Annotated in this window: 28 protein-coding genes and 3 pseudogenes; 19 read left to right on the forward strand and 12 right to left on the reverse strand. The window is 36.3% G+C overall.

Annotated elements, in window-relative coordinates:
* Positions 1-94 precede the first annotated feature (94 nt).
* The 6 genes and pseudogenes from V471_RS02430 to V471_RS02455 form a co-directional block, all read right to left on the reverse strand.
* Positions 95-517: a hypothetical protein gene (locus V471_RS02430; RefSeq protein ID WP_045769355.1), complete on the reverse strand. Its 423-nt coding sequence runs from the start codon at positions 515-517 to the stop codon at positions 95-97.
* 7 nt (positions 518-524) lie between these two features.
* Positions 525-1,805 carry a histidine--tRNA ligase gene (hisS, locus tag V471_RS02435; protein ID WP_045769354.1) on the reverse strand — a complete coding sequence of 427 codons (1,281 nt, stop codon included), beginning with the start codon at positions 1,803-1,805 and terminating at the stop codon, positions 525-527.
* A gap of 152 nt (positions 1,806-1,957) precedes the next feature.
* Positions 1,958-3,319 (reverse strand): PTS transporter subunit EIIC, encoded by a 1,362-nt coding sequence (locus tag V471_RS02440; RefSeq protein WP_084871070.1) that lies wholly within the window; start codon positions 3,317-3,319, stop codon positions 1,958-1,960.
* Positions 3,320-3,384: 65 nt separating this feature from the next.
* Positions 3,385-4,011: pseudogene (locus tag V471_RS02445) on the reverse strand (uroporphyrinogen decarboxylase/cobalamine-independent methonine synthase family protein); the annotation flags it as partial.
* Between the two features lie 63 nt (positions 4,012-4,074).
* Entirely contained in the window at positions 4,075-5,094 is a 1,020-nt protein-coding gene (locus tag V471_RS02450; RefSeq protein ID WP_171021848.1) for an IS30-like element IS1139 family transposase, read from the reverse strand.
* Positions 5,095-5,180: 86 nt separating this feature from the next.
* A pseudogene (locus tag V471_RS02455) lies at positions 5,181-5,672 on the reverse strand (uroporphyrinogen decarboxylase/cobalamine-independent methonine synthase family protein); the annotation flags it as partial.
* A 230-nt stretch (positions 5,673-5,902) separates the two neighbouring features.
* Here V471_RS02455 and rpmF point away from each other — a divergent pair.
* The 4 genes from rpmF (at position 5,903) to V471_RS02475 (ending at position 8,488) form a co-directional block, all read left to right on the forward strand.
* Complete coding sequence (gene rpmF, locus V471_RS02460) at positions 5,903-6,085, forward strand: 50S ribosomal protein L32 (RefSeq protein ID WP_002885630.1); 183 nt, start codon at positions 5,903-5,905, stop codon at positions 6,083-6,085.
* A gap of 15 nt (positions 6,086-6,100) precedes the next feature.
* On the forward strand, positions 6,101-6,250 hold the full coding sequence (rpmG, locus tag V471_RS02465; RefSeq protein WP_002262412.1) for a 50S ribosomal protein L33: 150 nt from the start codon (positions 6,101-6,103) through the stop codon (positions 6,248-6,250).
* Between the two features lie 186 nt (positions 6,251-6,436).
* Positions 6,437-7,177, forward strand: a complete 741-nt coding sequence (locus V471_RS02470) for an ABC transporter ATP-binding protein (RefSeq protein WP_002887480.1) — start codon at positions 6,437-6,439, stop codon at positions 7,175-7,177.
* 3 nt (positions 7,178-7,180) lie between these two features.
* Positions 7,181-8,488: an FtsX-like permease family protein gene (locus V471_RS02475; RefSeq protein WP_021152667.1), complete on the forward strand. Its 1,308-nt coding sequence runs from the start codon at positions 7,181-7,183 to the stop codon at positions 8,486-8,488.
* 94 nt (positions 8,489-8,582) lie between these two features.
* On the opposite strand, the gene V471_RS02480 is transcribed toward V471_RS02475, so the two are convergent.
* The 5 genes from V471_RS02480 to V471_RS02505 all read right to left on the reverse strand — a co-directional run bounded on the left by V471_RS02480 (position 8,583) and on the right by V471_RS02505 (position 12,583).
* On the reverse strand, positions 8,583-10,067 hold the full coding sequence (locus V471_RS02480) for a tyrosine-type recombinase/integrase (RefSeq protein ID WP_002887476.1): 1,485 nt from the start codon (positions 10,065-10,067) through the stop codon (positions 8,583-8,585).
* A 9-nt stretch (positions 10,068-10,076) separates the two neighbouring features.
* Positions 10,077-10,325: a hypothetical protein gene (locus V471_RS02485; protein WP_014632502.1), complete on the reverse strand. Its 249-nt coding sequence runs from the start codon at positions 10,323-10,325 to the stop codon at positions 10,077-10,079.
* 65 nt (positions 10,326-10,390) lie between these two features.
* A complete protein-coding gene (locus V471_RS02490) occupies positions 10,391-11,419 on the reverse strand; it encodes a replication initiation factor domain-containing protein (protein ID WP_084871071.1) in 1,029 nt (342 codons plus the stop codon).
* Positions 11,420-11,421: 2 nt separating this feature from the next.
* The gene (locus tag V471_RS02495; protein ID WP_049553537.1) at positions 11,422-11,853 is read right to left on the reverse strand and encodes a hypothetical protein; all 432 of its coding nucleotides are present in this window, start codon (positions 11,851-11,853) and stop codon (positions 11,422-11,424) included.
* Positions 11,854-12,127: 274 nt separating this feature from the next.
* Positions 12,128-12,583, reverse strand: coding sequence for a hypothetical protein (locus V471_RS02505; RefSeq protein ID WP_070849550.1), 456 nt, complete (start codon positions 12,581-12,583; stop codon positions 12,128-12,130).
* 534 nt (positions 12,584-13,117) lie between these two features.
* On the opposite strand from V471_RS02505, the gene V471_RS02515 reads away from it, so the two are divergent.
* Positions 13,118-14,038 (forward strand): helix-turn-helix domain-containing protein, encoded by a 921-nt coding sequence (locus V471_RS02515; RefSeq protein ID WP_084871073.1) that lies wholly within the window; start codon positions 13,118-13,120, stop codon positions 14,036-14,038.
* 104 nt (positions 14,039-14,142) lie between these two features.
* Complete coding sequence (locus V471_RS02520; RefSeq protein ID WP_002887466.1) at positions 14,143-15,600, forward strand: ATP-binding protein; 1,458 nt, start codon at positions 14,143-14,145, stop codon at positions 15,598-15,600.
* 232 nt (positions 15,601-15,832) lie between these two features.
* Here V471_RS02520 and V471_RS11160 read toward each other — a convergent pair.
* Positions 15,833-16,018 (reverse strand): annotated as a pseudogene (locus V471_RS11160) (FanG protein).
* A 28-nt stretch (positions 16,019-16,046) separates the two neighbouring features.
* Between V471_RS11160 and V471_RS02530 the strand changes: the two are divergent.
* The 13 genes from V471_RS02530 (at position 16,047) to V471_RS02590 (ending at position 26,256) form a co-directional block, all read left to right on the forward strand.
* The gene (locus V471_RS02530; RefSeq protein WP_002911684.1) at positions 16,047-16,661 is read left to right on the forward strand and encodes a CadD family cadmium resistance transporter; all 615 of its coding nucleotides are present in this window, start codon (positions 16,047-16,049) and stop codon (positions 16,659-16,661) included.
* 11 nt (positions 16,662-16,672) lie between these two features.
* Entirely contained in the window at positions 16,673-17,011 is a 339-nt protein-coding gene (cadX, locus tag V471_RS02535; RefSeq protein WP_000711078.1) for a Cd(II)/Zn(II)-sensing metalloregulatory transcriptional regulator CadX, read from the forward strand.
* Between the two features lie 43 nt (positions 17,012-17,054).
* Positions 17,055-18,470, forward strand: a complete 1,416-nt coding sequence (locus V471_RS02540) for a helix-turn-helix domain-containing protein (protein WP_084871074.1) — start codon at positions 17,055-17,057, stop codon at positions 18,468-18,470.
* Positions 18,471-18,792: 322 nt separating this feature from the next.
* Positions 18,793-19,242, forward strand: coding sequence for an RNA polymerase sigma factor (locus V471_RS02545; RefSeq protein ID WP_084871075.1), 450 nt, complete (start codon positions 18,793-18,795; stop codon positions 19,240-19,242).
* A gap of 200 nt (positions 19,243-19,442) precedes the next feature.
* Complete coding sequence (locus V471_RS02550) at positions 19,443-19,763, forward strand: hypothetical protein (protein ID WP_037608226.1); 321 nt, start codon at positions 19,443-19,445, stop codon at positions 19,761-19,763.
* Positions 19,763-20,863, forward strand: coding sequence for a type IV secretion system DNA-binding domain-containing protein (locus V471_RS02555; RefSeq protein WP_084871076.1), 1,101 nt, complete (start codon positions 19,763-19,765; stop codon positions 20,861-20,863). Before V471_RS02550 ends, V471_RS02555 begins: the two co-directional genes overlap by 1 nt.
* On the forward strand, positions 20,860-21,465 hold the full coding sequence (locus V471_RS02560) for a hypothetical protein (protein ID WP_084871077.1): 606 nt from the start codon (positions 20,860-20,862) through the stop codon (positions 21,463-21,465). Before V471_RS02555 ends, V471_RS02560 begins: the two co-directional genes overlap by 4 nt.
* 205 nt (positions 21,466-21,670) lie before the next feature.
* A complete protein-coding gene (locus tag V471_RS02565) occupies positions 21,671-22,276 on the forward strand; it encodes a replication protein (protein WP_084871078.1) in 606 nt (201 codons plus the stop codon).
* Positions 22,269-22,517: a MerR family transcriptional regulator gene (locus V471_RS02570; RefSeq protein ID WP_084871079.1), complete on the forward strand. Its 249-nt coding sequence runs from the start codon at positions 22,269-22,271 to the stop codon at positions 22,515-22,517. Before V471_RS02565 ends, V471_RS02570 begins: the two co-directional genes overlap by 8 nt.
* Positions 22,518-22,606: 89 nt before the next feature.
* Positions 22,607-23,872, forward strand: a complete 1,266-nt coding sequence (locus tag V471_RS02575) for a tyrosine-type recombinase/integrase (protein WP_084871080.1) — start codon at positions 22,607-22,609, stop codon at positions 23,870-23,872.
* Positions 23,873-24,047: 175 nt separating this feature from the next.
* A complete protein-coding gene (locus tag V471_RS02580) occupies positions 24,048-24,980 on the forward strand; it encodes a hypothetical protein (RefSeq protein WP_084871081.1) in 933 nt (310 codons plus the stop codon).
* A 1-nt stretch (position 24,981) separates the two neighbouring features.
* The gene (locus V471_RS11165; RefSeq protein WP_013991322.1) at positions 24,982-25,329 is read left to right on the forward strand and encodes a hypothetical protein; all 348 of its coding nucleotides are present in this window, start codon (positions 24,982-24,984) and stop codon (positions 25,327-25,329) included.
* A 426-nt stretch (positions 25,330-25,755) separates the two neighbouring features.
* Positions 25,756-26,256 carry a hypothetical protein gene (locus V471_RS02590; RefSeq protein ID WP_045769320.1) on the forward strand — a complete coding sequence of 167 codons (501 nt, stop codon included), beginning with the start codon at positions 25,756-25,758 and terminating at the stop codon, positions 26,254-26,256.
* Positions 26,257-26,374 lie beyond the last annotated feature (118 nt).

Below are 26,374 nucleotides of genomic sequence, written 5' to 3' on the forward strand. Positions count from 1 at the left end.
CGTTAATTTTTTAGTCTTAACTATTATAGCAAAAAGCCCATCAAAACCCCACCCATTTCAGGTTAGAATTTAATAGACTTTCTTTTTTATAAAACTATTTGCCAAATTGTTTCAACAAATCACTAGTATCCACGTAATCCTCAGCAAACTCTTCAAAATCTTCAAAACGATAATCGGCTATTTCTAAGTCAAGTAAACTATTCCAACGGAATCCATAAACATCCTCAATGATAACACTAAGTTCATCAGTTTCCTCGTCTACCTGCCATCCCAAATAACGTTCCTGTGTTTCAAAACTCAAGACCACATCTTGACAATCTTGACGCCAAACTTGACCAAGTAATTGCTGACACATCGCATGATCACTTGCAGGCTCATCATTAAACCAAGTAATGTCATGTTTATCAAGAAAGTCAATCAACTGCCAAAACTGTTGTTGGAAACGAATGGGCATACTGCGATCAAAAGCCAAACTGAACTTTTCACTCCGTTTGAGCATATCAACTATACTAACCATATGCCCCCTACTTTTCTAACTGTTCGAGGACTGCTGCAAAGTTTTTAGTTAGCTCTTCGAAACTTACAGTAACTTCCTCACGAGTAGCATTATTTTTGACATTGACCTGACCTGACTCCACTTCACTCTCACCTAATGTGATAACCGTCTTGGCCTTGAAGGTATCTGCTGACTTAAATTGCGCCTTAATCTTACGTCCAAGGTAATCACGTTCAGCCTTAAATCCTTGATAGCGGATAGCTTGAACTAACTCAAGAGCTTTGCCATTGGCACCTGAACCAAGTACTGCAATGTAAACATCCAGACTTTCTTCCACCGGAAGCTCAATACCTTGTTTATCAAGAACCAAAAGCAAGCGTTCTAAACCAAGTCCAAAACCAAAACCAGCTGTTTCTGGACCACCGAAGTATTCAACCAAACTATCATAACGACCACCTGCACAGATTGTCAATTCAGACTTATCAATAGTGGTAATAAATTCAAAAATCGTGTGATTATAGTAATCAAGACCACGTACCATATTAGTATCAATCACGTAAGGAATGTTAAGACTATCGAGCATGGTACGTACTTCGTCAAAGTGCACTTGACTTTCTTCATCTAAATAATCAAGGATAGAGGGAGCATTTTTAACTGCAACCTTATCTTCTTTTTCTTTTGAATCGAGTACTCGCAAAGGATTTTCATCCAAACGGCGTTGACTATCTTTTGACAAACTTTCACGCATTGGTGTCAAGTAGTCAATCAAGGCCTGACGATAAGCCAGACGACTCTCAGTATTTCCAAGGCTATTCAAATGAAGGGTAACATCCTTAATGCCAAGCGTATTAAAGAGCTGGTAGGCCATAGCAATGGTTTCAACATCTGTTGCAGGATTTTTTGATCCAAAGCACTCTACACCCAGTTGGTGGAACTCGCGCAAGCGTCCTGCTTGAGGACGTTCATAACGGAACATTGATCCAATATAATAAACTTTAACAGGTTTTTGGACCTCTGGCGCAAAGAGTTTATTTTCTACATAAGAGCGTACAACCGGTGCTGTTCCTTCTGGACGAAGTGTAATATGACGGTCTCCCTTATCATGAAAATCATACATTTCCTTAGTAACGATGTCAGTTGTATCTCCTACTGAACGAGAAATAACCTCGTAATGTTCAAACATAGGTGTACGAATTTCACCATAATTGTATTTCTTAAATGTTTCACGTGCAACATTTTCTACGTACTGCCATTTGGCACTATCCGCAGGTAAAATATCCTGCGTTCCCTTAGGTTTTTGAAGTTTCATAATGATGATACAGGCCTCAGATAGACCTGCCCTCCTTTTCCGTTATTACAGATATAATCACTCTATTCTATCATAATTTATATAGCTTTTGGGAAATGGTGGAGGATTTTTCAACGTAAGAAAGAAACAGACCTCTCGGCCTGCCACAATCATTAATCTTCCTTATAAAGAATGAAGGTCACAATGAAAGATACCACAACAGAAATTACAAGACCTGCAATAGCTGTGTAAAAATATTTAAGTGTATCTTCACCAATATACGCAGCAATCGTCAAGATACCCGGGGAACCACCCGCAAAATTTCTCGCACCTAAAATACCAAGGAAGAAGCCACCTACTCCCCCTGCAACAATAGATCCTATAAGGGCTGCTTTATTTTGCAAAGTTACCCCATAAAGAGCCGGTTCCGTAATCCCACAAATCGCAGTAATCCCAGCAGATGAAGCTAGAGCTTTTTTATTGGTATCCTTAGTTTTTAAAGCAATAGCAAGAGCTGCTCCACCCTGAGCCACATTTGAAGCCAAAGCACCTGGCTGTGCAATCGTATCATAACCAATAGTCATACGGTTATTGATTCCAATGGATACTAAGCCATAGTGAGTTCCTGTTGTAACCATTAACGGGAAGGTTGCCCCTACAATTGTTGGAACAACCCATGGGCCAAAGTTTTCCAACCACTTAAAGAAATCCCCCAACCAGTTACCTATGACAGCACCAATTGGACCTAAAATCAAAAGTGTTACGATTGCAGTAATTAATGTCGTAATCATAGGAACCAAGAAAAACTTTACAGCCTTTGGTGAAATTTTAATCGCAAAGCGCTCCACGTAACTCATAAACCAAACTGCCAAAATAACAGGGATAACCGTTGATGAGTAAGAAGTTAATGTAAGAGGAATACTAAAGAAAGAGACGCCATGACCTGATTCCTTGGCAGTTGTCACAATCTGAGTAAAAGTTGGGTGTAATAAAATAGCACCAATCAACATCCCCAATTGAGCATTCGTCTTAAACTGTCGAGCTGCTGAGGCACCTAAAAATACAGGTAAGAAATAAAATCCAGCATCGCCAATAAAATTAAGAACTTGATAGTTAACATCATCTACAGCTACTACCTTAAAGACAACCAAAAGGGACAAAACGGCCTTGATCATCCCTGCTGCTGTAATTACTGGTAAGATTGGGGTGAAAATCCCAGAAATAAGAGCTAAAAAGCTTTGAAGAGGAGTTCTATCTTGTTTTTCCGATGATTCCTTAGATACTTCATCTAGATCCAATAAACCTTCTAAAGCGCGGTATACATTTGGTACATCACTCCCAACAACAACTTGATACTGGCCACCACTCTTAGCCAAACTCACCACACCATCGATAGCTTGAACAGCCTCATCATCAGCTTTAGAATCATCTGCTAAGGTAAAACGTAAACGTGTCGCACAATGGGTTAGATTCTGAACGTTCTCCTTTCCTCCTACAGCTTCTAAAATTTTCTGCCCTATTTCTTTATAATTCATAACACTTCCTTTCTATATTCATAAAAAGAGAGAACAAGCTGAGCCTGTTCTCTGTATTTTTTCTATTATGACCAAACTTTGTCAGTAATTGTTTTAATCAATTGCAATTTATTCCACTCGTCTTGCTCAGTCAAGATATTACCTTCTTCAGTTGAGGCAAAACCACATTGAGTTGAGATACCAAGGTTCTTAAGTGGTACAAGTTCAGCCGCTTCATGGATACGAGCAATGACAGCATCTACATCTTCCAAAGCTGGATCCTTAGAAGTAATCACACCAAGTACCAATTCAACATGATCACGGTTATTCCAAATCGTTGGAAGTGGTGCGAAGCTACCTGAACGCGCATCATCGTATTCCAAGAAGAAGATATCATAGTTCAATTGACCAAGATATTTAGCGACTGAATCATAGCCACCTTCAAAAAGATAAGTTGACTTAAAGTTCCCACGACAAATGTGAGTAGCCAAAGTCAAATCTTCTGGAAGACCTTCCAAAGCTTTATTGATAGTGTATACATCATCCTCAGCAATTTTTGCCAACTCAGCTGTTTTCTCAGGATTATTTTTTTCATTCTCAAACTGTTGAATCAAATAACCCCAAGTCGTATCATCCAATTGTACATAACGTGCACCCAAATCGTAGAAATGTTGGATGGTATCATGGTAAGCTTTAGCCAAATCATCAAGGAAATCTGTCCCCTAATTGTCAAGTCAAGTGCAACAAAGATGTTCCTCTGATTAAGTGAGTATCTTTCAAGCTGTTTGAGTTAGCTCAAACAGCTTTTTTGCGGACTGATAGCCATGAATTCGTCTAGGTCTTTCATTGATAGCCTTTGTATAGTCCTCTAAAAGATTCTGATTTAGTTCTTTTAACGAACACCCCTTCGGAATGAACTCTCTTAGTAGTCCATTGAAATTCTCATTTGTACCTCGTTCATAAGATGAATAGGCATGTGCAAAATAAACATCTAATCCCTCTATCTTACTCAATGATGAAAATTCGTTTCCATTATCTGCAGTTATGGACTTAATGGGATAAAGTTTCATACACTCTAAGACTGCTTGATTGACATACTCTGCTTTCTTTTCCACGAGTTTCTTTGTGACAGCATAGCGTGTTTGTCGTTCTACCAAGGTTAGAATAGAAGGTTCTCCTATTGTCTTTCCACCCAGAACAGAATCGATTTCCCAATCTCCAAAACGGGAACGATTATTGATTTCTTCTGGCCTTTCTTCAATTGACTTTCCTAGATGTTTCTTGGTAGAGGGGCGCTTGGTAAATTTCTTACGGATCCGCACTGCTCTTGGCAAATCAATGACCTTAATCTCTAACAATCCTTGATGGATATAGTTATAGAGCGTCTTGGTTGAAGGAACAACTGCATCTACATGTTGGAGTCTATAGGTATGAACAAAGGTATCCACGCTATGCACCCTTGGTTTCTCTCTCATTGCTTCTGTAAATGCTCTCAGAAAGTCATCCGATACGGAATCCAGTTTCAAATAATAGCTGGCTTCTCTAGCATGACGATAACGGTTATGAGCAGCATCTGCATAATAGTGTTGGTAATAGACCTTTTGCCCATTTACTTTTTTCACTTGTGTTATGGAACCACGATTAATTTCACGAGTAATAGTAGAGCGATTTCTCCCTAGTCTACGAGCAATCTCAGCAGGTTTGAGTCCTACGCTTAAATAAGCTTCAATTTCCCCTCGCTCAGCTTCAGATAAGTGCTTGTATGATTGATTTGTGGTAGAATAATTAGTGGACATGTTCATCTTCCTTTATACTGTTTTTCGCAACTCTAGTATATCAGATGAACATGTCTTTTGTGTTGCACTTCATTTTACAATAGGGCAAGGAAATCTGTCCATGAATCATAGTAATCAGCATAAAGATCACTACGGTGGTCACGGTTAATGATGAGTGATGGACTTGGAATAGTTACTTTTGGAGTAATTCCTTCAGGAGTCACTGATTTAAGATATTCAAAGTCACGATAGAAAGGATGATTAGGATTTTCAGCAATTTTACCATTGATACGAACGTTAGTTGTACGTGTCTTAGCTCCATGGAATTTATATGAATCCTCTTGTTGGTAAGCTTCAAAACCAGTTAGGTTCCATAGGAAGTCAAGGTGCCACCAAGAACGACCAAATTCACCATCAGAAACGACTTGAAGACCATTTTCTACCTCATGATGAACCAATTCCTTAACCAATTCATCTTGTACTTTCAACAATTCATCTTGCGAAATCTCACCATTGGCAAATTTTTCACGTGCTTCTTTTAAAGCTTGTGGACGAAGGTAAGAACCAACATGATCAAAATGATAATGAACTTTACTCATAGTTATTTACTCCTTTTTATTCTTTCATTTAATGTAATAATAAGCCTATTCTAGCACTTGCTGTTATAGCTGTGAAATATGTATTTACTATCACATTATATAGTTTTTAACTATATATTTTCTTGAGAAGTTTTTTGTCAAGTAACTTTACTTTACAAAAAAGATATGTTATTCTGTTATAGTTGATTTAAAATCAAGAACATAAATATTAATTCGGAGGAAATAAAGAAATGGCAGTACCTGCACGTCACACTTCAAAAGCGAAGAAAAACAAACGTCGTACACACTACAAATTGACTGCTCCATCAGTACAATTTGACGAAACAACTGGAGATTACTCACGTTCACACCGTGTATCACTTAAAGGATACTACAAAGGACGTAAAATCGCTAAAGCTAACGCAGCTAAATAATAGAAGGGAGATACCATGCGCGTAAATATTACACTTGAACACAAAGAATCTGGTGAACGCTTGTACCTTACTTCAAAAAACAAACGTAACACTCCAGACCGTCTTCAATTGAAAAAATACTCACCAAAATTGCGTAAACACGTAATCTTTACTGAGGTAAAATAATTAAGATAAGAAAAGCCTATGAAACTCATGTTTCTAGGCTTTTTTCGTGCTTAAATTGCGGTTTTGTCTGATTTTTGTCTGATTGAATTATTTCTAACTTTTATTTACCAAACTATTATTTATTCACTTACAACAGCTTATTAAAAATGATACAATAGAAAAAAGTCAACTTATAGGAGAATGACTATGAAAACACAGGCAATCGAAGTAACAAACCTTGCTAAGTCGTTTGAATTAAGCAAGGGTAAGACTGTTCAGATTTTAAACGGTCTCAGTTTATCAGCTAACTATGGTGAATTTATATCTATATTAGGTGTCAGTGGTTCTGGAAAATCAACACTATTAAAATGTATGTCAGGTCTATTGCAACCAAGTCAAGGAAAGGTTGAGATTCAAGGTTTAGATCCCTATCAAACTAGTCCTAATAAACTTGCTAAACTAAGACGTGAGTCCTTAGCGTTTATCTTCCAATCCTATAATTTGGTACCTGCACTACCTATTATTGAAAATATCGCCTTACCTTTAAGATTATCAGGCAAAAAGGTCAACAACCAAGAGATACTTGAATTACTGGAAAAATTGCAATTCAAGGCAGATAGCAAAGCCTTCCCTTCAACCTTATCTGGTGGTGAACAACAAAAAATAGCTATTGCACGAGCTATTTTAGCAGATAGTCAGATTATTTTTGCAGATGAGCCTACTGGTGCGCTTGATAGTACCTCTCGTCAAATTGTTTTTGATATTTTAAGAACACTAGCTAATCAGGGGAAATGTATCCTCATGGTTACTCACGATATTGAGCTAGCTTCAAAAACTGACCGAGCACTCATCCTTAAGGATGGTTTGATTTCCCAAGAAATTATAAAACCTAAGTCTGAAGAATTAACTAAGGCTTTAGGTATAGAGACTGATGTAAGGGAGAGATAAATCATGTTAAAACTCATTTATTACCAATGGAGATATAGTTGGAAAGAATGGACCGCAACTGTACCTGTCTTTTTTATGGCAAGTCTCATTTCAGGGATATCCCTTTCAGGCGACTTTAATATTATAGCAAACAAGGACGTACTACTCAGTGTTCAAACAGACCCAAGCCCAGTATTCCTTATGCCCATTTTCTTTGGCGGGCTAACTCTTTTTCTTATTATTTCCAGTCTCATTGCTAGTCTTTTAAATTATTTCAAATCGGATTATCAACTTTGGGAAATTTTAGGTGCTAACCGCTGGCAGTTGTCAATTTTAGTTGCTGGACAAATTAGTTTAATGGCATTTATTTCCAGTATACCTGGTGCTCTCATTGCAACACCGATAAGCCGTTACTACTATTATTATTTACAGAAGTATTTTGGCAAAGGTATGATGCCAGATTTAAACTTTGGTTCTCAACCGTTGGCACTGCTTGCTACCGTAGCTTTAATTTCAAGTCTCGCTTTTGTTAGTGGGTACTTCTATACCAGTAAACTCCTTAAACAGAAAGTCGAACGAAAAACTTTTAAATTTTGGATAATTGTTAAGAAAGCAGTCCCATGGGCTATTTTAGTTGCCCTATATGCTTCCCTTTTATTTATGTTTTATCATTCAGAACCACTATTGGGTACTGGTTCCTTGCTTTATCTCATGCTAGTCAATGTTTTTGCTATCTATGCTCTATCTCCCTATCTTCAAATTGGTATTATCAAACTTTTATCACCCGTACTACTTAGCCACAGGTATGCCCCAATCCTTGCAAAATGGCAAATTCTAAGTCAAAAATCTTACCTTAAAGCCATTAATGCTTCGGTTGTTGCTGGAATTACATTGGTTGGGAGTTTTCAACTACTCTCGCAAAATATCTTTTCTTTCTTTCAAGAAGACGGTGAATTAGAATTATTAGTTTCCTTTATTGCCTTTTTCCTAGCTCCTGTACTATTAATATTAGCAAACGTAGTCTCCATGACATTATTGTCTGTCCGCCAGGAGGCCAAAGAGCAGGAACAGTTAGCCACATTAGGAGTTTCCCCTGCTCAACTGTTGCATACAAAACTTTGGGAAAGTCTTATTATAACGGGACTAGCGTTCTTTATTTCCCTAGTGATTAACCTTGCAATGATTGGTCTGATGAACCATTCACTCAGATTGTTGAAAATGGGAATGACTAATTGGACAGGTCTTTTCCTTCCAGCTATCATCCTATCTACACTACTCTTTCTTTTGACTTTCATCACTAAAGTAAGCCATATTAAGAAACAAACATTTTAAGAAAGAAGCCTATGAAACGCATGTTTCTAGGCTTTTTTCTAATGTTCAAAATTCTATTTCATCTAGTTTTTATCTGATTAAAGTTTAACTTTTGTTACTCAATCAACTTCTCTAGCTTTTCAACCGCTCCTCTCATGGTGTCTTTTTGTTTCTTAATCACGTGGAGATAGACACGTTCAATCTCCTTAGAATCCTCCGAGTGTCCGACAAATTCTCGAATGGTTGGGAGATCAATGCCTTCACTTGCCATAATGGAAATAAAGCTATGACGAAACATATGAGGAATGACATGAATCGGTCTCCCAAAGTCTAGGAAATTATCAATATCCTTATAGGACTTACCTGCCTTCTTATTATACTTTACTGACTGACTAGAACCACCTCTCAGGAATTGTGATAGCTCGTTGTGATAAAGCGGAGAACCTTGCCTATTACCTGCCCTGATATAGGTTCTAGTAAAGAGATAGCCCAAGTCTTGGTAAGTCGGATTGAATTGAGCTTGAAACTTATTTCTGTCAATGTAGTGTCGCAAGATTTTCTCTACCTCAGAACTCATTGGAATCGTACGGACACTTTCCTTAGTCTTAAGGTCTGCTCGGTAACGTTCCTTTTCATCAAGATTAAGAGCTTCCATAACCTCATCTGATTTATTTTTACTTGCCCTCTGCCAATGAACCTTTATCCACTTTCCCTCAAAATCAAGCATATCTTCATTCAAACCCAAAACCTCACTTGGTCTCATGCCTGTTAGGAAAATCATTCTCAACACGTCTGCAATAAGTTGATTATCAGACCTATCTGTCCAGCTTTCTATCAGGCGGAGAACATAGTTAACTTCGCTTGCTTCTAAGTATTTTTCCGCAATGTCTTCACGTTTCTTATTCTGCTCCTCACTCTTTGTCAGAACTCGCCTTTTAACCTTGTTATTAGTAATCGGGTCTTGTGTAAGAGTAATTTGTCCATTTTCCACTGACCAGTCAAAAATCATCTTAAGGTAGATATGCAGGTTTCTTGCCATGTGCATAGAAGAAACATTGATAAGATTTTGAATTTCATCTGTCATAGAGGCAAATTTTGTGATAGATATTCTTGTATCAAAGTTAGGCTCAATATAACGGTTGTAGATAGTAACTCTTGTTTTAAGGGTATTATTGGCTGGCTTGACCCTCTCATGCCATGCTCTAAAGGCTTTACCATAAAGATTTCCATCTTCATCAAAGGGCTTGGCGATTTCTTCTAGGGTTAAAATCCTCTTTGCTTTCTTGGGTGTTACGCCTGTTACCTCAGCAATATAGTCATCAACTAACTTATTTAGTTCTTGCGTGACCTGTGTAATCAGTTGCGAGTTTTTTATATCACTGACCAAGAGACGCTCTTTCCCAGATGATGTTTTCTTACTTGGTCTTGCCTTAGTAGTAAACCACCCTTTACTAGCACCTGTAGAAAGGTATTTCTTGTGAGATTTTTTAGTAATAGGGTGGGTAAATCGCATAGCGAATTTCACTAAGACGTTACCCGCCTTATTAGGGTCTGGTCGCCAAGAACTGATGATGAGTACTCTTGAACCATTATCTCTCATAGGTACCCCCTACACTATCTTTGCAACATACTGGTTAGTAATTTTGTAGTCAAACCATACTACAAAGACTTCCGAGTGGATAAAGACGTTGCCATGCGTTCCTTTGATGCCGAAGGCGTATGGACTGTCTTTCATCTGACGAATATAGCTATTAAGTGTTGCAACTGTCATGCCATGCCAGAGTTCATCTAAAAAGACGGATTTTCGGTACCAGTTACGGGTCAAGTCAAAATCATGTTCTGTTTTTAATATTGCCATTGAATTCTCCTTCTATTCTAGTTATAGTCAAGATAGGTATTTTTAGAAAGGCGGATTGTAGCGTTTCACAAGTCGTCTTTTCTTATGCCCCAATAGGCTGAGCTTAATTGCTCTTGTTTGTATTGCTGAATGTCTGTTTCGTCTACTTTCGTTAGCTTAGATATACCAAGCTCAAGTAGGTGCTGAATATAATTATCTGCCTTTTCTTGTCCATGTGATTCTGCTTTTGCCACATAGAGTTTCCCGAGTGTTCGTGAGACTTGTTTTTCTGTCCATAGCTCAGACTGTTTTAGAGTTGGCTTCGTTCGCTTAACACTCAAGACAGTCTTTTCTTTTGTCTCTAGGTAGTCATTCCACCACTTTACATTTTTTCTTCGCCAACGGTTAGAATCCTTGTCTCTCGGACTGACAAAACGATAATGTCCGTTAATTGCCTCAAAGTAAATCTCTTTGAGCGGTCGCCCATCTTTTATCTGTTTAGCTAATAAATTTGCCTTTTCTTGCCAACATCTAAGCTCTGCTCTTGTCCATGATGATGGCGTTTCTGGTAAATCTTTGTCTAGTTTTTTCTCTAACAGCTTGTTATAGATACACCATTGCTGAGTACCTCTAACACCAATCGTTACCATCTCACCAACCTTTTCACCATTTTCAAGAATACTCTTTTCATGGTAATCAAAGGTTTTAGCAGTTGATATGCAGAGTTGCCTTTTACAGTAACTGTAAATAAGTGGGACGGATAGGCTGTCGTCAAAGATATCATTGGCGATATCTAGCCTTGTGACGTTACTATGATATTCAAAAATACGCTTCATTAATGCTACCCAATTATTGACATTGCTTTCCAAGTATTCTTCATATTGACGGCACCCCTGCCCTCTCAGTTCGATAAAGACCCCCATTTTCGATTCCCAATCCTTATTGAAATAAACCTTTATCTCTGAGAAAGCATAATGCCGTTGGTACTTGTTTATACCCCATTCATTGAGGACAAACTTGTCTTTAGGAAGAATGAGGATTTTCTCAATGACATCATCTGGGGCTAAACCTTTAATCGTTACAGCTAAATAGTCTAACATCACTGAGTTATCCATGTTTAGGCTCCAATAAATTTAATATCGGTTGCCACTAGCTTTAAGCCACCCCAATTTCCACCACCATTACTGTTAGCTCGCCAACCAAGGTGGACTTCTGGATTTACAAGTTCTACTACGAGAGAGTTCAGCTCATCCTTTTCAACGGATTTAGCTAACTTGTCAAGATTATCTACAATCTCCAAACGAATGCTCTTAAGGTCATCAGGGGAATAACCCAAGTCTTTCAGGGCCTGAATTTTGTCTGTATCTTGTACAGAACAAGTAATTTTAGCCACTTCATCTGTCGCAATGCTTTCGCCATTGATATTTTTATAGACTGGAGCAACCCGTGAAGAAAGGATAGTCACTTTCTTTGGAATGTCAAATTGTGATTTATCCAATTTCAAATCGCCTACTTTTACAGTTTCGTCTGTTAAGTTAAATTTTGTCATGTATTTTTCTCCTGTTCATAAAAACTACGCCTACATGAAATCCTTCGTAAACCATTGATACCATGGGCTTTATAAAGGTTCTTTCGTGAATTTTGCTTCAAATCGCCGAATTCCTTGCGTATCAAAGGATTTGACCACATTTCATGTATGTGTGCACCCCCTAATAGGGGCTGGGGTGCAAATGTCAAATCGAGTTCAGCCGTTTGCCACCTTCCCCACCTGCTCTGGGCTACCGTGTTGACCACTCGCCCAGCGGTGGGGTGGCGAACCGTCTTCATCGATGAAAGAATCCAAGTCTCTTAGATGATTTCTCTTCAGTCTCTTTCTCCAAGGTCTGGATTCTAGCCAGAAGCACTTCTAACTCCTGTTTCAACTTTACTAGGTTCCTTCGATAATCTTCTTGGATTTCCTTAAAGGAGACCTCTAGCTCATCAACAAGTTCTCTAATAGGCTTTTGAGAATCATTTTCTTTAGAAAACCCATAAGCGCTTAGAATTGCACTTTCTAGCCCCAACGAAGACTTCTTATCAGCAATCGCTTGAAAATGGTTTAGGTCATCTTCTGTAAAAAGATAAACTTTAGAATATGAGTTTCGACCCGTTCTCACCCTACTTTCTTTAAATTGAGTATCGGTCAGGCTTTCAATTTTTAATCGCCACTTTTTCAGTGTTGAAACTGAGTTAAGACCGTCAACCCTGTCCACAACTTCTTGATAATCGTATTCATTCATTAGCTTACCTGTGTTTTCTGATTGAGAAAGTCAGTCACAATCTGCAAAGCTCTAGATTCAATTAATCGCTCAGATCCCATACCCTTGATAAGGTGATAGAGTTATCTGGCATCCAAATCATTACAATACTCTGGTTTGATTAAGACTATCTCTTTTGCCTCTTATAAGTAGACTACCCGCTCTATTATTTGTAGTCCCATACCTGTTAAATTCATAATTACCCTCTTTTCTGATTTTGGATAACTAGCATTTATCCGAAATAGATGGTATAATTACAACAATTAGATTTACTGTCCTTGAACGATGTACTAGGTTGTTCAAGGATTTTTTGTACCTTCCTTTCTTTTTTTGATTGTTAGGTTAGCTCCTTTCTATCGAATATATACGTTTTTATGCACGCATGGTGTAAAATTTTTTGAGCAATCCTAATGCTCACCAATAATTATATACGATATCATACACGCCGTCAAGTGTTATCTCCAAAAAATGTACGATTTTATAAACTCCTGTGTTATAATGGTCTAGAGGTAACTTATGTTTGAAATACTTAAACCTGATAAAAAGTCTGTGGGACGAAGACTTAGACAAGTCAAGGATGAATTGAATTTATCCTTTACAGATTTTGGAAATCGTCTAGGACTCAAAAAATCAACCATTAATGCATATGTTAGAGGAGATAACTTAGCTCCTCTTGAAGTTTTAGAGAAAGTGTCAAAAATCTATGGGAAACCTGTAGGTTGGTTTTACTATGGAGAATTAGAAGAATACATTGAACTTTATCTTAGAAAACTCGGTTATGGTAAATTTCTAGACGAATATCCTGAAACCCCATTAAAGATAAAAAATGAGCTTTTTAGGATTAAAACAGATCCAATACAATTAGTCACAACTAACGGAGGGGTAAGCATTGGAACATTTGAAAATCCTGACTGGGAAAATGATTTTGGTTACCCAAGTGAAGGCTACTTAGACGACATCTTCTTTGAAATGCTCTATGACACGCTAAAAAATTCAATTAGACAGGAAGCTCAGAACTATCTAAGTCAGCAAAGGGGACTTGATGATACTAAAGTCAAAGAACTTTCTGATTACTTTGCCAATCAAATCTATACTTCATATGATTTTATCGGAAATCTAGAAAATCTTACCAAAGATAAAATCAAACAAGAAGTTAAAAAAGGCTATGAACGCCTACTTAAAGATTCACCTCAAGTAGGCGTAGAAGTTAGCTATGATTCCAATTACTTACTTGGTTTTCTGATAAATACACTTGCGGATAGCCAAACAACAAGACAGCTACTTTCAGATATATCCCAAGCAACAGTTGGTATGCCTTTTTCACAATTTTATGAAGGTCATGAATTAGTCGATATTATCCAATCTATCAGACCTCGACTGATAGAACTTTACCATAATACAACCGTTGATGATTGGACTGACTGGGCGGAGAAATAGATAACATCAGCTATTGGATTTAATTTGGAAAATAAGCAAAGAGTTGATTTGACAGTGTTTAGAGAAGTCAAATCTTCTAAAAAGAAGAAAGACGGAAAATAAAGATGGACGAGTTAAAATTACAAGAATTAATGAGACTTGATGAATCTGAATTGCTAGAATTTAAAAGTAATAAGATTGAACCTGAAAAGTTAGGTAAATATATATCAGCTTTGGCTAATTCATCTGCAATGCTCAACAAACAATTTTCTTATCTTATTTGGGGTATTTCTGATGAAAAAAAAATAATAGGTACTAACTTTTTCCCATATGAAGAAAAAATAAATGGAGGTGAGCCTCTAATATCTTGGTTAGAGAGAAACTTAGACCCTAGAATTTCAATTCAATTTCAAGAATTTGAGGTCGAAAGTTTAAAAGTTGTTGCCTTGATTATTCATATGACTGTTGGAAGACCCGTTGCTTTTAAGGGGACTAGATATATTCGTAGTGGCTCATCATTAAAAAATCTGGCTGAATTTCCAGAGAAGGAACGATTATTGTGGAAATCTTTTGAAGCACGTACTTTTGAAAAAGAATTTGCACTAACCAACTGCTCTACCGATGATTTAATTTCACTTCTAGACTGCGAAACATACAGAAAAATGTTAAATTATCCTCCTGAATCTAGCTACGATGAATTATTGCAACACATGATTGACGATAACATTATTGAACAATCAGGTAGTGGCTTCAATATAACCAACATGGGAGCCTATACATTTGCTAAGAATCTCTCTAATTTTGAAAAACTAAAGTCACATGCCATAAGAGTTATCCGCTACGACGGAAATAATAAGTTCTATGCCAAAGAAGATATCACCGCAGGAAAAGGTGTTGCTGTCGGTTTTGAGGGATTACTTAATTATATTAGAATGAGACTCCCTTTAACTACTGAAATTTATGATAAAAATGGCCAAAGAATTGAGAGAACAGACTATCCTGATATCGTAATTAGAGAGATTGTTGCTAATCAAATAGTACACCAAGACTTTTCTATATCTGGGACGAATCCGATGATTGAAATTTACGATAATCGTATAGAGTTTACAAATCCTGGTGTTCCTATCAATGAACCCGATAGATTACTTGACCTCCCGCCTATTTCTCGTAATGAAGATTTAGCAAATCTTTTTCGAAAAATGCACCTTGTTGAATCTCGTGGCAGTGGAATTGATAAAATCATCATTACTCTAGAAAGTGAGAATCTTCCTGCACCCGACATTTCAGCCAAGGGGGATAATACTTCCGTTACTATTTTCAAGAGAAAAAATATTAGCGAGATGAACGATAAAGAAAGAGTTAATGCAATATTCTATCATGCATCTATTCTGTATGTAGAAAATGACTACATGACGAATAAAACAGTTCGTGACCGCTTTGGGTTGACTTCAAAGCAATCAGCATTAGCTACAAAAATTATCTCTTCAGCAGTCAAAAGCGGAAAAGTTAAACCATATGATGAAAATGCAGGGAACAAATTCATGCAGTATATTCCTTACTATGCTCAGGGATATAATGAGTAGGATTTTATCTGATTTTTATCTGATTAAAACTAAAGCAAGGTCAAAATCACCCAAGTTCATCAACAATTGAAAAGTTAAAAAGCCCATAAAATCAACGTTTCTGTCAATCATGAATATTACTAAACCATACATTACGCTCACTGAGGTTAAGTAAGGGTTTCAGTACACGTCAATAGACGTCAAAATATTGATTTTAAGCGATTTTTGATTTTTTGAAACTCATTATATCGCACTACAAATCAATAAAAACTCTACCTTTTACTCTACCTTTTTTAGATAAATATATCATCTGGATATTGAAGTTAAGCCCTGCTATCATTTCGATGGCAGGGCTTTTTAATATTTAGTACACTAACTTCTTATCTATATTTTGGTGGATTTTAAGTTGACATCTACAAAGTTTAATGTTAGAATACATTCAAAAATATATTTGAATGAGGTGTTTTATGATTCAAAATATTGTTACTTCAATAATCCTGTATTCTGGGACAGCCGTAGACTTACTTATTATCCTAATGTTATTTTTTGCCAAAAGAAAAAGCAGAAAGGACATCATTAACATCTATTTAGGACAATTTCTAGGCTCTGTTAGTCTAATATTCCTAAGTTTGCTTTTTGCATTTGTCTTAAATTATATTCCTAGTAAAGAGATTTTAGGTTTACTCGGTTTGATTCCAATTTTCCTAGGCCTCAAAGTTTTGCTTTTAGGAGATTCTGATGGAGAAGCTATTGCAAAAGATGGTTTGCGAAAAGACAACAAAAACCTGATTTTTCTAGTCGCTATGATTACTTTTGCAAGTTGTGGCGCTGACAATATTGGTGTCTTTGTCCCATATTTTACCACCTTAAATTTAGCGAATTTGATAGTGACTTTACTTACTTTTCTAGTCATGATTTATCTCTTGGTTTTTTCTGCCCAAAAATTGGCACAAGTCCCTTCTGTTGGAGAAACTTTGGAAAAATATAGCAGATGGTTTATTGCCGTTGTCTATTTAGGATTGGGGATGTATATCCTGATTGAAAACAACAGCTTTGACATGCTATGGGCTGTGTTAGGCTAGGAGAAAAAATTATGAAAAAAGATAGTATCTGTCAAGTGGATGTTATAAATCAACAAAATGTTACAACCGCAACGAACTACCTTGAAAAGGAAAAAGTCCAAAAATCACTTCGCATTTTATCAAAATTTACCGATAATAAACAGATAAATATCATCTTTTATCTCCTTGCCGTCGAAGAACTCTGTGTCTGCGATATAGCCTGTTTATTAAATCTCAGTATGGCATCTGCCTCCCACCATCTTCGTAAACTAGCCAATCAAAACATCTTGGACACTAGAAGAGAGGGGAAAATTATATATTATTTTATAAAAGATGAGGAAATCAGAGATTTTTTTAATCAACTAGGATAATAACTATTTTTATTACTTTTCCATGATTATAGGGAGATTATATATGAAATTTTTTGATGAAAATTACTCACAAGAAATACCTGCTCGTATCAAATGTTTAAGAAAAAAGTATAATTTAAAGCAAAGCGACCTAGGTAATGCAGGTCAAGTTAGCCAAGTTGAAAGTGGTAAGCGACCAATTACGAGTACGATGTTAGTTTATTTAAATACTCAAACCGCTTCGAGCTATACGTATATCGTTTTTGGAGAGTTAGATGAGTTTATTGAGAATCTGTTTCATTATTTTTTCGGTTCTATTTTATATAGAGATTTAGAGTCTGTAGATGAAAACCTATATTCTTTCATGAGTGATGATTTAATTTCAATCCAATCAAGTTGTCTAAGTATTGCCAAGACATTTGCAAATTTCAATATTCAGAGAAAAAGATTTATGATTTCTACTGAAACTGAAATGGATACTTTTCACAAGAAAGATGACATTGACATTACTGTTGGTGAAAAAAGTTATAACCTCGCTAGAAGTTTTAGAACCAGTACCATCAATGAATTGACTGTCATTGATTTTGAAGAAATGTTTGATATTCTTTGGTTGATGTTAGGGGATAATTTAATTAAATCATTTGAAGTTAATGTATGTGGTATCCTATTTGAATTAGACGGAAATGACATGCCCTCAACATTTAGGCAAGAAAACATTGATCCTCTCATCAATAAATGGTGGTATGATAATGTTTCGACAGAAATTATCCCTAATCTAATAAAAAAACTCAAAGAAAATCCACTATTCAATATCGGATTTCTGGTTGATGATATTCTAGAACGAATGTATAAAGAAAATATCCCAAAATCTTACCTTACGTCCGTTCCGTTAGTTAGTTCCAAAAAAGCAAGGTCAACTTTATCAATTAAGTCAAACGGAAGTCAAAAAATAGATAAATCAAAATTTGAACAGATAAATTATGACTTTATGAAGTTAGTAAGTCAAGGTAAAGATATCACAGACTTGTACCAAAAATATTCTGAAAAGGAGCTAACAAATATGGGTATTCGTATTCATAAATCCACTGATATAGAAAGGATTGAGGAAAAAACTTTTGATGAAATAATCAGCTGGGTTTCCAATCCTTATGCAACAAGACCAATTCAGGAAATATCCAGTATTCAAATAGAGCCCACAAGATTTTCACTAGAGGATAAGAAAAGAATTGAAGAAGCTGCAGCTCAAGGACTAAGCGAAATCGACCTTATTGATTTAGTTGACCTATATGATATTAATTTAGACAATACAAGCGTCAATCGCCATATTGTGGGGTTATTGACTAATAACACCCAAGTAACATACTATTTCCAAGAACAATTAAATAAGGAGTTGCTGTCAATGGCTCACGCTTTAGATAACGTACAACAGGCCTTTATTAAATTATTAAGTGAAGAGGAGATACGAAAATTTGCTCTTTAAAGACTAGGTGAATCGCCTAGTCTTTTTTTTTTGCGCTTCGTTTTACAAATTAGTCTATTGAAGTAAAAAAAGAAGTAAAAAATAAAAGAACATTACGCCTTATACTGAATATATCAAGAAAAACTCTTGATATAAATTTTAATAGTCCAAATTGATGGCCATCAAAGGACAGATTGAAACAAATATGATGACATGACGATAAAGGTCATGTCTTGCATAGAATTGTTTCGCTGTTTCTTTGTTGTGCCTTTTAGCATACTCAGCGTTCAATATTTGCTCATTTTGTTTCCTTCTGTCCAAGGACGGAAAGGAGCTCATCATTATGAGCAATAAAGTCAAAGAACGCCGTGAGCGTAAAATCGCAAAAGCTGTTGAAGCTAAAGACTGGAAAACCGTTGTTCATCTTCTACAACAAGAACAAAGTAACTCAGAACGGCGTGACCGATACCACCAAAAACGAAGTATGGAAGAAAGCATATCTCGTAATGATGGTAAACGACGTGAACGCTATGAAGTAGTTGCAAGCTCTGATTTGAATCCCGAAGAGGCTTTAATCCTAGAAGAGTTAAGACAAGCTATTCGTGAAGCTAAAGCATCCTTATCAGCAATTGACAGTAAAATTGTTGAAATGATAGCGGAACAAGGTTCAAGCTATAAAGAAACGGCTCGCTATATCACTGAACATTATAAGAAAATGAGTGATGTAACTGTTAAATCCCATTATTGTAAAGCGCTAAAAAAATTAGCTCCTTTATTAAAAGCTTACCGCTAATCCCTCAAATCCAGTGTCTCTGTCACTGGATTTTTTGTAAAAAAAATTAAAAATTCAATAAATAACTTTGCGTTTAGCTGTCTCATTCTCCTTAGTAATGAGGAGGTGGTCAGATAACCTAAAAAACAAAGTCCAGCTCATGACCCAAACCGAGCCTGTCGCATTCACACTATCTCTTATTCATAAGGAGGATTTGCCCTATGGCGTTTAAAATGAAAACCACAAAAGGTGGTTATACAACTACGTTGGCTGATAAAATTATCAGTCAAAAACAACCGATTTACTCACTTAGTACCGAACTTGAACCACAACAACGGTTTGAAGAAGGAAAACCAACCGGAGAAATCGTAGCCTATAAAGCATGGTTTGTACAGGAAGGGCAAGACCCTTTCCAAGTAAAATTTGAAGATACGATTGAGCTTCCAGCTTTTCAATCCATGATTCAATTTGACACTCTACAAGCCTGCGAAGTAAAATATAACATTTACTTCCGAGCAAATGGTATCAAGGAGGTTCGGTAATGAGTTCACAATCTCGTGATGTGCTGAACCAATCTTACCTGCAATCTTACCTGCTCCAGAGCCTAAACATGGCTCTGGGGGCTTTAATGCAGGGAGAAACCAGCTACACCAATTCTTTTAATATTGTTATTCAAGAAGACGGGTTTATCTTTGTCCCTCGTCTGCCATGTGCCTATATCCTTGATGATGACTTGTACAAAAAAATCTATCTGATTGCCAATGCTTCACTTTATCCACAATACACACTCCTAAAACAAAACGCTACCTATTTTGTCCCTCTAGAAACGGATGACTTACACATTAAACGTGGTTTATTCTTCCCTTGGAAAAGAGGAATTTCAGAACGTTTAGCCATTCCTGATTTGGATAAGTTTTCAGCCAGATTACCACATGGGAAAATTCCTATCATGAAGCACTTTGAACTCAATTTAGACAAGGTCAATCACTGGGCTATTGCTGGAAATTCAGGTTCTGGGAAATCGTACGCTCTCACTTACTTTTTGAGTGTACTGAAGCATATGTCTGACTTAATTATCATTGATCCTAAATTCGATACACCAAGTCGTTGGGCAAGAGAAAATCAAATTGCAGTTATCCACCCTGTCGAAAATCGTTCAAAATCTGATTTTGTTTCACAGGTCAATGAACAATTAAGTCAGTGCGCAAACCTCATTCAGAAACGACAAGCTATTTTGTATGATAACCCCAATCATCAATTTACCCATCTAACCATTGTCATTGATGAAGTCCTAGCTCTATCAGAGGGAGTCAATAAGAATATCAAAGAAGCCTTTTTCTCCTTACTCTCACAGATTGCCTTGTTAGGGCGTGCTACCAAAATCCATTTGTTCTTAGTAAGCCAGCGTTTTGACCACAATACTATCCCAATTTCAGTGAGGGAACAGCTAAACGTATTGTTACAAATTGGAAATATCAATCAGAAAACTACTCAATTTTTATTTCCAGACTTAGACCCAGAGGGTATTGTCATTCCAACAGGACATGGGACAGGTCTCATTCAAGTTATTGACAATGAACATCCCTACCAAGTTCTCCCCTTACTCTGCCCAACCTACTACACTAAACGAGGTATCCTATGACCAATAAAACCTACTTTATGAGAATTTTTAATCTCATACTATACTTATTTCTATTTGCTCCTATCTGTTCTGCATTTGGCTGGTTATTCAACTTTCTTTCAGTTCAATTAACCAACATCACATTTGTCAATCTAGATACGGTCAAAAGTACTACGGATATCATTGGTTCCGTTTGCCATAGAATTGCTCTTGTTTCTCTACTACTTGCTTTATTATTGGCTGGATCAGAGATAATACAACGGTTGAAAACAGATAGTTTTTGGAACTATATCCAATCTGTCTATCACACTTTCCTGTTGCGACACTTCCTGTTTCAGCGTGAACGAGTACAGAAGATAAGCAACCTTGAACACCAGACCGTTACCACTATCAATCCAATCCATAACGGATTTAACCGAGCTGTTCGCAAGTGTATTGTAGATATACGAAAAGATGCCATCACTATTTTTCTAAAAGTCCCTAGAGACCAACAGGGGCAAAAAATCCTAAAAGAGATGGAAGCACAATTAAAAGAAGAAATCGTCAGCCAACACGCAGACTATTATTTCTCCTCTCCTATTCGAGTTCGTAACCAATTGTGGTTCACTGGACAAAAACGTTAATACCTTGGGGCTGTGGCTTGCGTTAAGCAAAAGCCAGACAGCCCCTTTTTATATTCTTATCTATCATGACCTATTGGGGTTACTACGACCCCCAATAGGTCAATAATCAATAATCACAAAAAATTCAATTTTTTTCAAAAAACTTTGCATCTGACCTGCCATTTCTCCTTAGTAATAGAGCCCAAAAGAAATGAGGTAACTGCCTATGGCAAAAGAACAGCGCTCAACCAAATGGACGTTTCTCTTCTACGAGGAAAGCGCACCAGAGGACTACTTGACTATCTTAGAGGAACTTCATATCCCCTTTATTCTTAGTCCTTGGCATGATAAAGATGTTAATAAACAAACAGGAGAGTTCAAAAAGTCGCACAAACACGGTGCTTTCTTCTTTGATTCACTGAAAAGCTATTCTCAAGTATCAAATATCATCAGTGACAAACTGAACGGTCCAGCACATGTGGAGGTAGTTATGTCTCCCACTGGTTTATTTGACTACTTTACTCATGCGGAGAATCCAGATAAGACCCCCTATAACATTGAGGATATTGAAGTCGGTTGTGGCTTTAATTTGGAAAAATTCTTGATGGAGATGAACTCCTCGGATTTTATCCATGAAGTAGTCGATATTATCGAAGAGAACGACTTTAGCGAATTTGAAGAATTGGTCTGGTATGCCCGAGCAAACAATACCAATTTACTATCTCTAATCATTGAACGTACGTATTTCTTCGCCAAGTACCTAGATTCACGACGATATAATCCTAATCGACTCCATAATTCAAACACAGAGGAGAAAGAAAATAATGAATAACGAAAAATTAGAACAAATTGAACAATCATTGCAAACACTTATCAAACTCATTCAAATCAAAGAACAGAACATACCACCAAAGATAGTACAACAGCGAGAATTGCTAAAACAGCTAAATATCTCTCCAAACACACTAAAAACATGGGAACGAAAAGGATTAAAAAGATTAGAACCTCCAATTGAGGGAACACGAACTGTCTTCTATTTACTAGATGATGTTATTAACTTCTTACAATCCTAATATTGAAAATTTGTGCTAAAATAGTTTTATCTAAAAGAAAGAGTGGTAACTATTTTAGCCTACTTCAATATCCCTGAAGAAAGGCAAACATGGAAACTGAAACAATTATCCATAATGGCAAAAAGGTCATTAAAAAAATCAAAAAAGATAAATCCATTTCGTATACGCTCAAAGGAGCATTTCTCGGTAAAGATGTTAAAACTGGCAAACAAGTCACAACAACTATTACTGCAAAAACACTTAAGCAGCTTGATAGAGAAGTTATTCAAGCTCGCTTAGACTTTGAAAGAAATGGATTTACTCGAAAAGAGAATGTGTCTATTAATACGCTGGAATATTTAGCCGAAGCTTGGTTTCAAGCTTATCAAACTTGGGTTAGTTCACATAATACATTAAATAGGGTAAGGGGCTACCTAGATAATTATATTATCCCTAAATTCGGAGATTACAAACCAGATAAAATTGAATCTGCTGATATTCAGTTATGGTTAAATGACCTAGCAAAGAAATCAAAAAAATCAGTTGAATCAGGTGTAAAGCGTGCAAATAAAGGATGTGCAAAAGATTTCGGTGCTGTTATTCATAAGTTGAAAGATATTTTTGACTATGGCATTACTAACTATGGTCTGACTGCTAATCCTGTAAATGCTATCAAGATTCCACCAAAGCCAAAGTCTAGTGAGAAACGTATCATGGTTTTACATGATGATAGTCTTGCTAGGTGGCTTAACTATCTTGAAAGCTTAGATAACAGTAGAGCCAATCGACGGTTTAAGCTGATTTGTAATACACTCTTAGCTTCAGCCTTGCGCATAAATGAGTTATTAGCATTGACAATTGATGATTTGAACTTTGAAGAATACTCTATTAGTGTCAATAAAACATTACTTTGGAAAACAGCTAACAAAAAGACCGGAACAAAAGGGAAAGTTATCTGTAAAGCAACACCCAAAACTGATGCAGGCAATCGCTCTATTCCAGTTCCTTTGTCTATACTTGAGGCACTTCGAGATTTTCACAATGAAATGAACGAGTATCTCGAATTGCACAACAGACATAGAACAAAACTGATTTTCCCTACAATCTATGGGAACTATATGTGTGATAGAAACGAGAGAACAATTCTTAAGAAAAGGTTAGTAGGTCTTGGATTACCAAACTATGGTTTCCATTTATTCCGACATACTCATGCTTCAATGCTACTTAATGCTGGAACAAATTGGAAAGAACTCCAAGTCAGAATGGGACATAAATCCATTTCAACTACAATGGATACTTACGCTGAATTAGCACCACAACGAAAGTTAGAAGCTGTGGGGATTTATCTTGAAAAGATTGCTGAACTAACGCAATAACTACTCTACCATTCACTCTACCTTTTATTATGTAGCATTCTAAAAACATTGATGTACCAACGTTTCTAACAGCTAAAATAGAAATTATTTAACTCTTACTGAGGTAAAATAATAGAATTAAAAACCATGAAAATAAGATTTTCATGGTTTTTCTATTACTCAAAGAGGATTTCCTATGACAAAAATAGAAACATTTAGATGGCGTATGTGGCATGTTTATCTCCTTATTTTTATAACCATTCTACTTACAGGTACATTCGTTCGCTATGGTTATAGACTTCAAGCCGCTTATTCCTTAGACGATAGACTTTACGACTTTACTAACAAAAAAGTTACTGTAACATCCTTTCAAAACGTCAAAATTGGAAACTTTAACGTTTTAGGTGTTAAGTTTGGAAATGAAAAAGCACTGGAGAGAAGTCAATTAGCCGTCGGTCGCACCTATCTAGCCTTCCAAGAATCTAGGTATAAAGCATCTAAACACAAGAAGGACCCTAAAAATTATGATATTATCCACTATTATCAGCTTGGTAAAGATACTGGAAAAGGACACACTATTGATGTACTAGACCTTGCTAAAAAACTAGGATACGATGATCCCGGTTCCATGGATAATACCATGTACTCCGATGGTAGGGATGAGTTTGTGAAATTTTCATCCTATGACAACGAAAAAGTATTCTATGTCAATTTACGCACCCATAAGGCAACTAAAACCAAACCAGCAAAAGTCAGTCAATACTACGGATTTGATAAACCTTATCGCTATCTCCTTTCAAAGGATAATTTTTCTGTAGGTCATAAAGATGATCCCCTCACTATCAACTCCATGCCCCTTATCTGGACCAAAGAAAGAAATTTTGCTGATTACAAAGATCAAGACGATAACGAATACAGTGACCAATCGCTCAAAAAAAGATTTAGCCTAATTATCGTAACAACTGATTCACTTAATTTGGATGATGCCATTAAACTCCAAAAAGAGTTAACACCAGATAAGGAGGATATCTATTGGTATTTTACAAGTACTGATACAACGACTGGACACCTCGAGGAAGTTAAAAGTCAAAAAGATTACAACCTACTAGTTAAGGAGAGTCATAACTAATATGGTAAAAAATAGCTCCAAATACCTTAAAATTACTATGCCCTTGATTTTATTATTGACCATGATTGCTATCTTTTTCTATTACAATGCTCAAGAAAATATTAAAGGGTTTTATAAAACTCGTGGATTTCAAGGAAAGGTACAAATAACTGGTATCGGATGGGCAGATAAAATTACTTATCGTATGAATAAAGAAGATGAGGTTAAACATTACCTGATTTTCCATATTGATTATCAAGAGACCATTAATAACAAAAAAAGAACATGTAAAGACTCAACTTCCTCTCCATATTCAAGATTTACTCTATCCTTACATTGCCAGCCCAACAGAAAGCGACTCAGATTTTAATCGCCAAAATAGTGAATATAAGATTTTACCTGATGAAAGAGAATATGGGGACGACTTTGTTAAAAAGTCTATTAAAATCAACCCTAGAAATCAAAAATTTATCAATGATATCTCTAAAGCTTTAAGTACCGAGAAAGATTTAAAAAATATTATTGTTCAGATAGAACCTGTACCATACACCATACACGACGCTCTATACTTATGAGAGGGGACATTCTAAAGCGCTAGGTGGCTATTATGATTTTTCACTTAAAGATGCTCTACGAAACAATCAACTTACTGTTCAATTGAGTTTTCCTTCTGGTTCCACGACTAAAGAAATTGACTTACATTCTCAATTAGAACAGGTACTTAAAAACTCTGAACTACCAGATGGATGGTATATCTTAAATCAAAATAACGACTTTCCAAAAGAGGTACATATTGATGACAATCAAATTAGAATTAACTGAAGAAAGAACTCAGAGAGAATTATCTGAGGAAGAATGGGCTTTCCCTATTTGGAGATGGGCAGCTTTCTCACTATTTGACACCCTAATCCTAGTTAGTCCCTTGACAAGAGAATTTATTTATCCAGGGGGGAGTGATTCTCGTTTTTACCTAGGTAAATCATTGGGTAACTTGATGCTAGATGATACACAACGCTTCATCTTTATTATTATCATTCTAACTCTGTTGCTACCTGCTTTTGCCTTAATCATAGAAAGCCTATTATTTTCAAAAGGATATCCTCTACTTTCAATAATATGTAGCTGTCTAATTTTTGTTAGTGCAACAGTCCTATTTGTCTATAGTCTCAGTATTGTCCCAGATTTTTGGAGCTTTACAATTTATTGTTATATGCTTTACCTTCTCTTCAACATAGGTAACTCCCTCAGAAAAATCAATAGAATCATCAATCTTAGGCAGAATAACACCAAAGCATAACAGCCTCTATCTACATAATACTCCCCTTTTAGTATAGGAATGACACAAATGAAACAAAAAAATCTTGTCTACTCTAAAGTTGACCACCTAGCTAAAAGCTTAGATATTAATTTTAAAA

The sequence above is a fragment of the Streptococcus salivarius genome (assembly GCF_002094975.1).
Classification (GTDB): Bacteria; Bacillota; Bacilli; order Lactobacillales; family Streptococcaceae; genus Streptococcus; species Streptococcus salivarius_D.

Excerpts from the sequence above, each read along its gene's own strand:
- V471_RS02430 (WP_045769355.1), bottom strand. The coding sequence starts at position 517 with ATGGTTAGTATAGTTGATATGCTCAAACGGAGTGAAAAGTTCAGTTTG.
- hisS (WP_045769354.1), bottom strand. The coding sequence starts at position 1,805 with ATGAAACTTCAAAAACCTAAGGGAACGCAGGATATTTTACCTGCGGAT.
- V471_RS02440 (WP_084871070.1), bottom strand. The coding sequence starts at position 3,319 with ATGAATTATAAAGAAATAGGGCAGAAAATTTTAGAAGCTGTAGGAGGA.
- V471_RS02450 (WP_171021848.1), bottom strand. The coding sequence starts at position 5,094 with ATGTCCACTAATTATTCTACCACAAATCAATCATACAAGCACTTATCT.
- rpmF (WP_002885630.1), top strand. The coding sequence starts at position 5,903 with ATGGCAGTACCTGCACGTCACACTTCAAAAGCGAAGAAAAACAAACGT.
- rpmG (WP_002262412.1), top strand. The coding sequence starts at position 6,101 with ATGCGCGTAAATATTACACTTGAACACAAAGAATCTGGTGAACGCTTG.
- V471_RS02470 (WP_002887480.1), top strand. The coding sequence starts at position 6,437 with ATGAAAACACAGGCAATCGAAGTAACAAACCTTGCTAAGTCGTTTGAA.
- V471_RS02475 (WP_021152667.1), top strand. The coding sequence starts at position 7,181 with ATGTTAAAACTCATTTATTACCAATGGAGATATAGTTGGAAAGAATGG.
- V471_RS02480 (WP_002887476.1), bottom strand. The coding sequence starts at position 10,067 with ATGAGAGATAATGGTTCAAGAGTACTCATCATCAGTTCTTGGCGACCA.
- V471_RS02485 (WP_014632502.1), bottom strand. The coding sequence starts at position 10,325 with ATGGCAATATTAAAAACAGAACATGATTTTGACTTGACCCGTAACTGG.
- V471_RS02490 (WP_084871071.1), bottom strand. The coding sequence starts at position 11,419 with ATGGATAACTCAGTGATGTTAGACTATTTAGCTGTAACGATTAAAGGT.
- V471_RS02495 (WP_049553537.1), bottom strand. The coding sequence starts at position 11,853 with ATGACAAAATTTAACTTAACAGACGAAACTGTAAAAGTAGGCGATTTG.
- V471_RS02505 (WP_070849550.1), bottom strand. The coding sequence starts at position 12,583 with ATGAATGAATACGATTATCAAGAAGTTGTGGACAGGGTTGACGGTCTT.
- V471_RS02515 (WP_084871073.1), top strand. The coding sequence starts at position 13,118 with ATGTTTGAAATACTTAAACCTGATAAAAAGTCTGTGGGACGAAGACTT.
- V471_RS02520 (WP_002887466.1), top strand. The coding sequence starts at position 14,143 with ATGGACGAGTTAAAATTACAAGAATTAATGAGACTTGATGAATCTGAA.
- V471_RS02530 (WP_002911684.1), top strand. The coding sequence starts at position 16,047 with ATGATTCAAAATATTGTTACTTCAATAATCCTGTATTCTGGGACAGCC.
- cadX (WP_000711078.1), top strand. The coding sequence starts at position 16,673 with ATGAAAAAAGATAGTATCTGTCAAGTGGATGTTATAAATCAACAAAAT.
- V471_RS02540 (WP_084871074.1), top strand. The coding sequence starts at position 17,055 with ATGAAATTTTTTGATGAAAATTACTCACAAGAAATACCTGCTCGTATC.
- V471_RS02545 (WP_084871075.1), top strand. The coding sequence starts at position 18,793 with ATGAGCAATAAAGTCAAAGAACGCCGTGAGCGTAAAATCGCAAAAGCT.
- V471_RS02550 (WP_037608226.1), top strand. The coding sequence starts at position 19,443 with ATGGCGTTTAAAATGAAAACCACAAAAGGTGGTTATACAACTACGTTG.
- V471_RS02555 (WP_084871076.1), top strand. The coding sequence starts at position 19,763 with ATGAGTTCACAATCTCGTGATGTGCTGAACCAATCTTACCTGCAATCT.
- V471_RS02560 (WP_084871077.1), top strand. The coding sequence starts at position 20,860 with ATGACCAATAAAACCTACTTTATGAGAATTTTTAATCTCATACTATAC.
- V471_RS02565 (WP_084871078.1), top strand. The coding sequence starts at position 21,671 with ATGGCAAAAGAACAGCGCTCAACCAAATGGACGTTTCTCTTCTACGAG.
- V471_RS02570 (WP_084871079.1), top strand. The coding sequence starts at position 22,269 with ATGAATAACGAAAAATTAGAACAAATTGAACAATCATTGCAAACACTT.
- V471_RS02575 (WP_084871080.1), top strand. The coding sequence starts at position 22,607 with ATGGAAACTGAAACAATTATCCATAATGGCAAAAAGGTCATTAAAAAA.
- V471_RS02580 (WP_084871081.1), top strand. The coding sequence starts at position 24,048 with ATGACAAAAATAGAAACATTTAGATGGCGTATGTGGCATGTTTATCTC.
- V471_RS11165 (WP_013991322.1), top strand. The coding sequence starts at position 24,982 with ATGGTAAAAAATAGCTCCAAATACCTTAAAATTACTATGCCCTTGATT.
- V471_RS02590 (WP_045769320.1), top strand. The coding sequence starts at position 25,756 with ATGACAATCAAATTAGAATTAACTGAAGAAAGAACTCAGAGAGAATTA.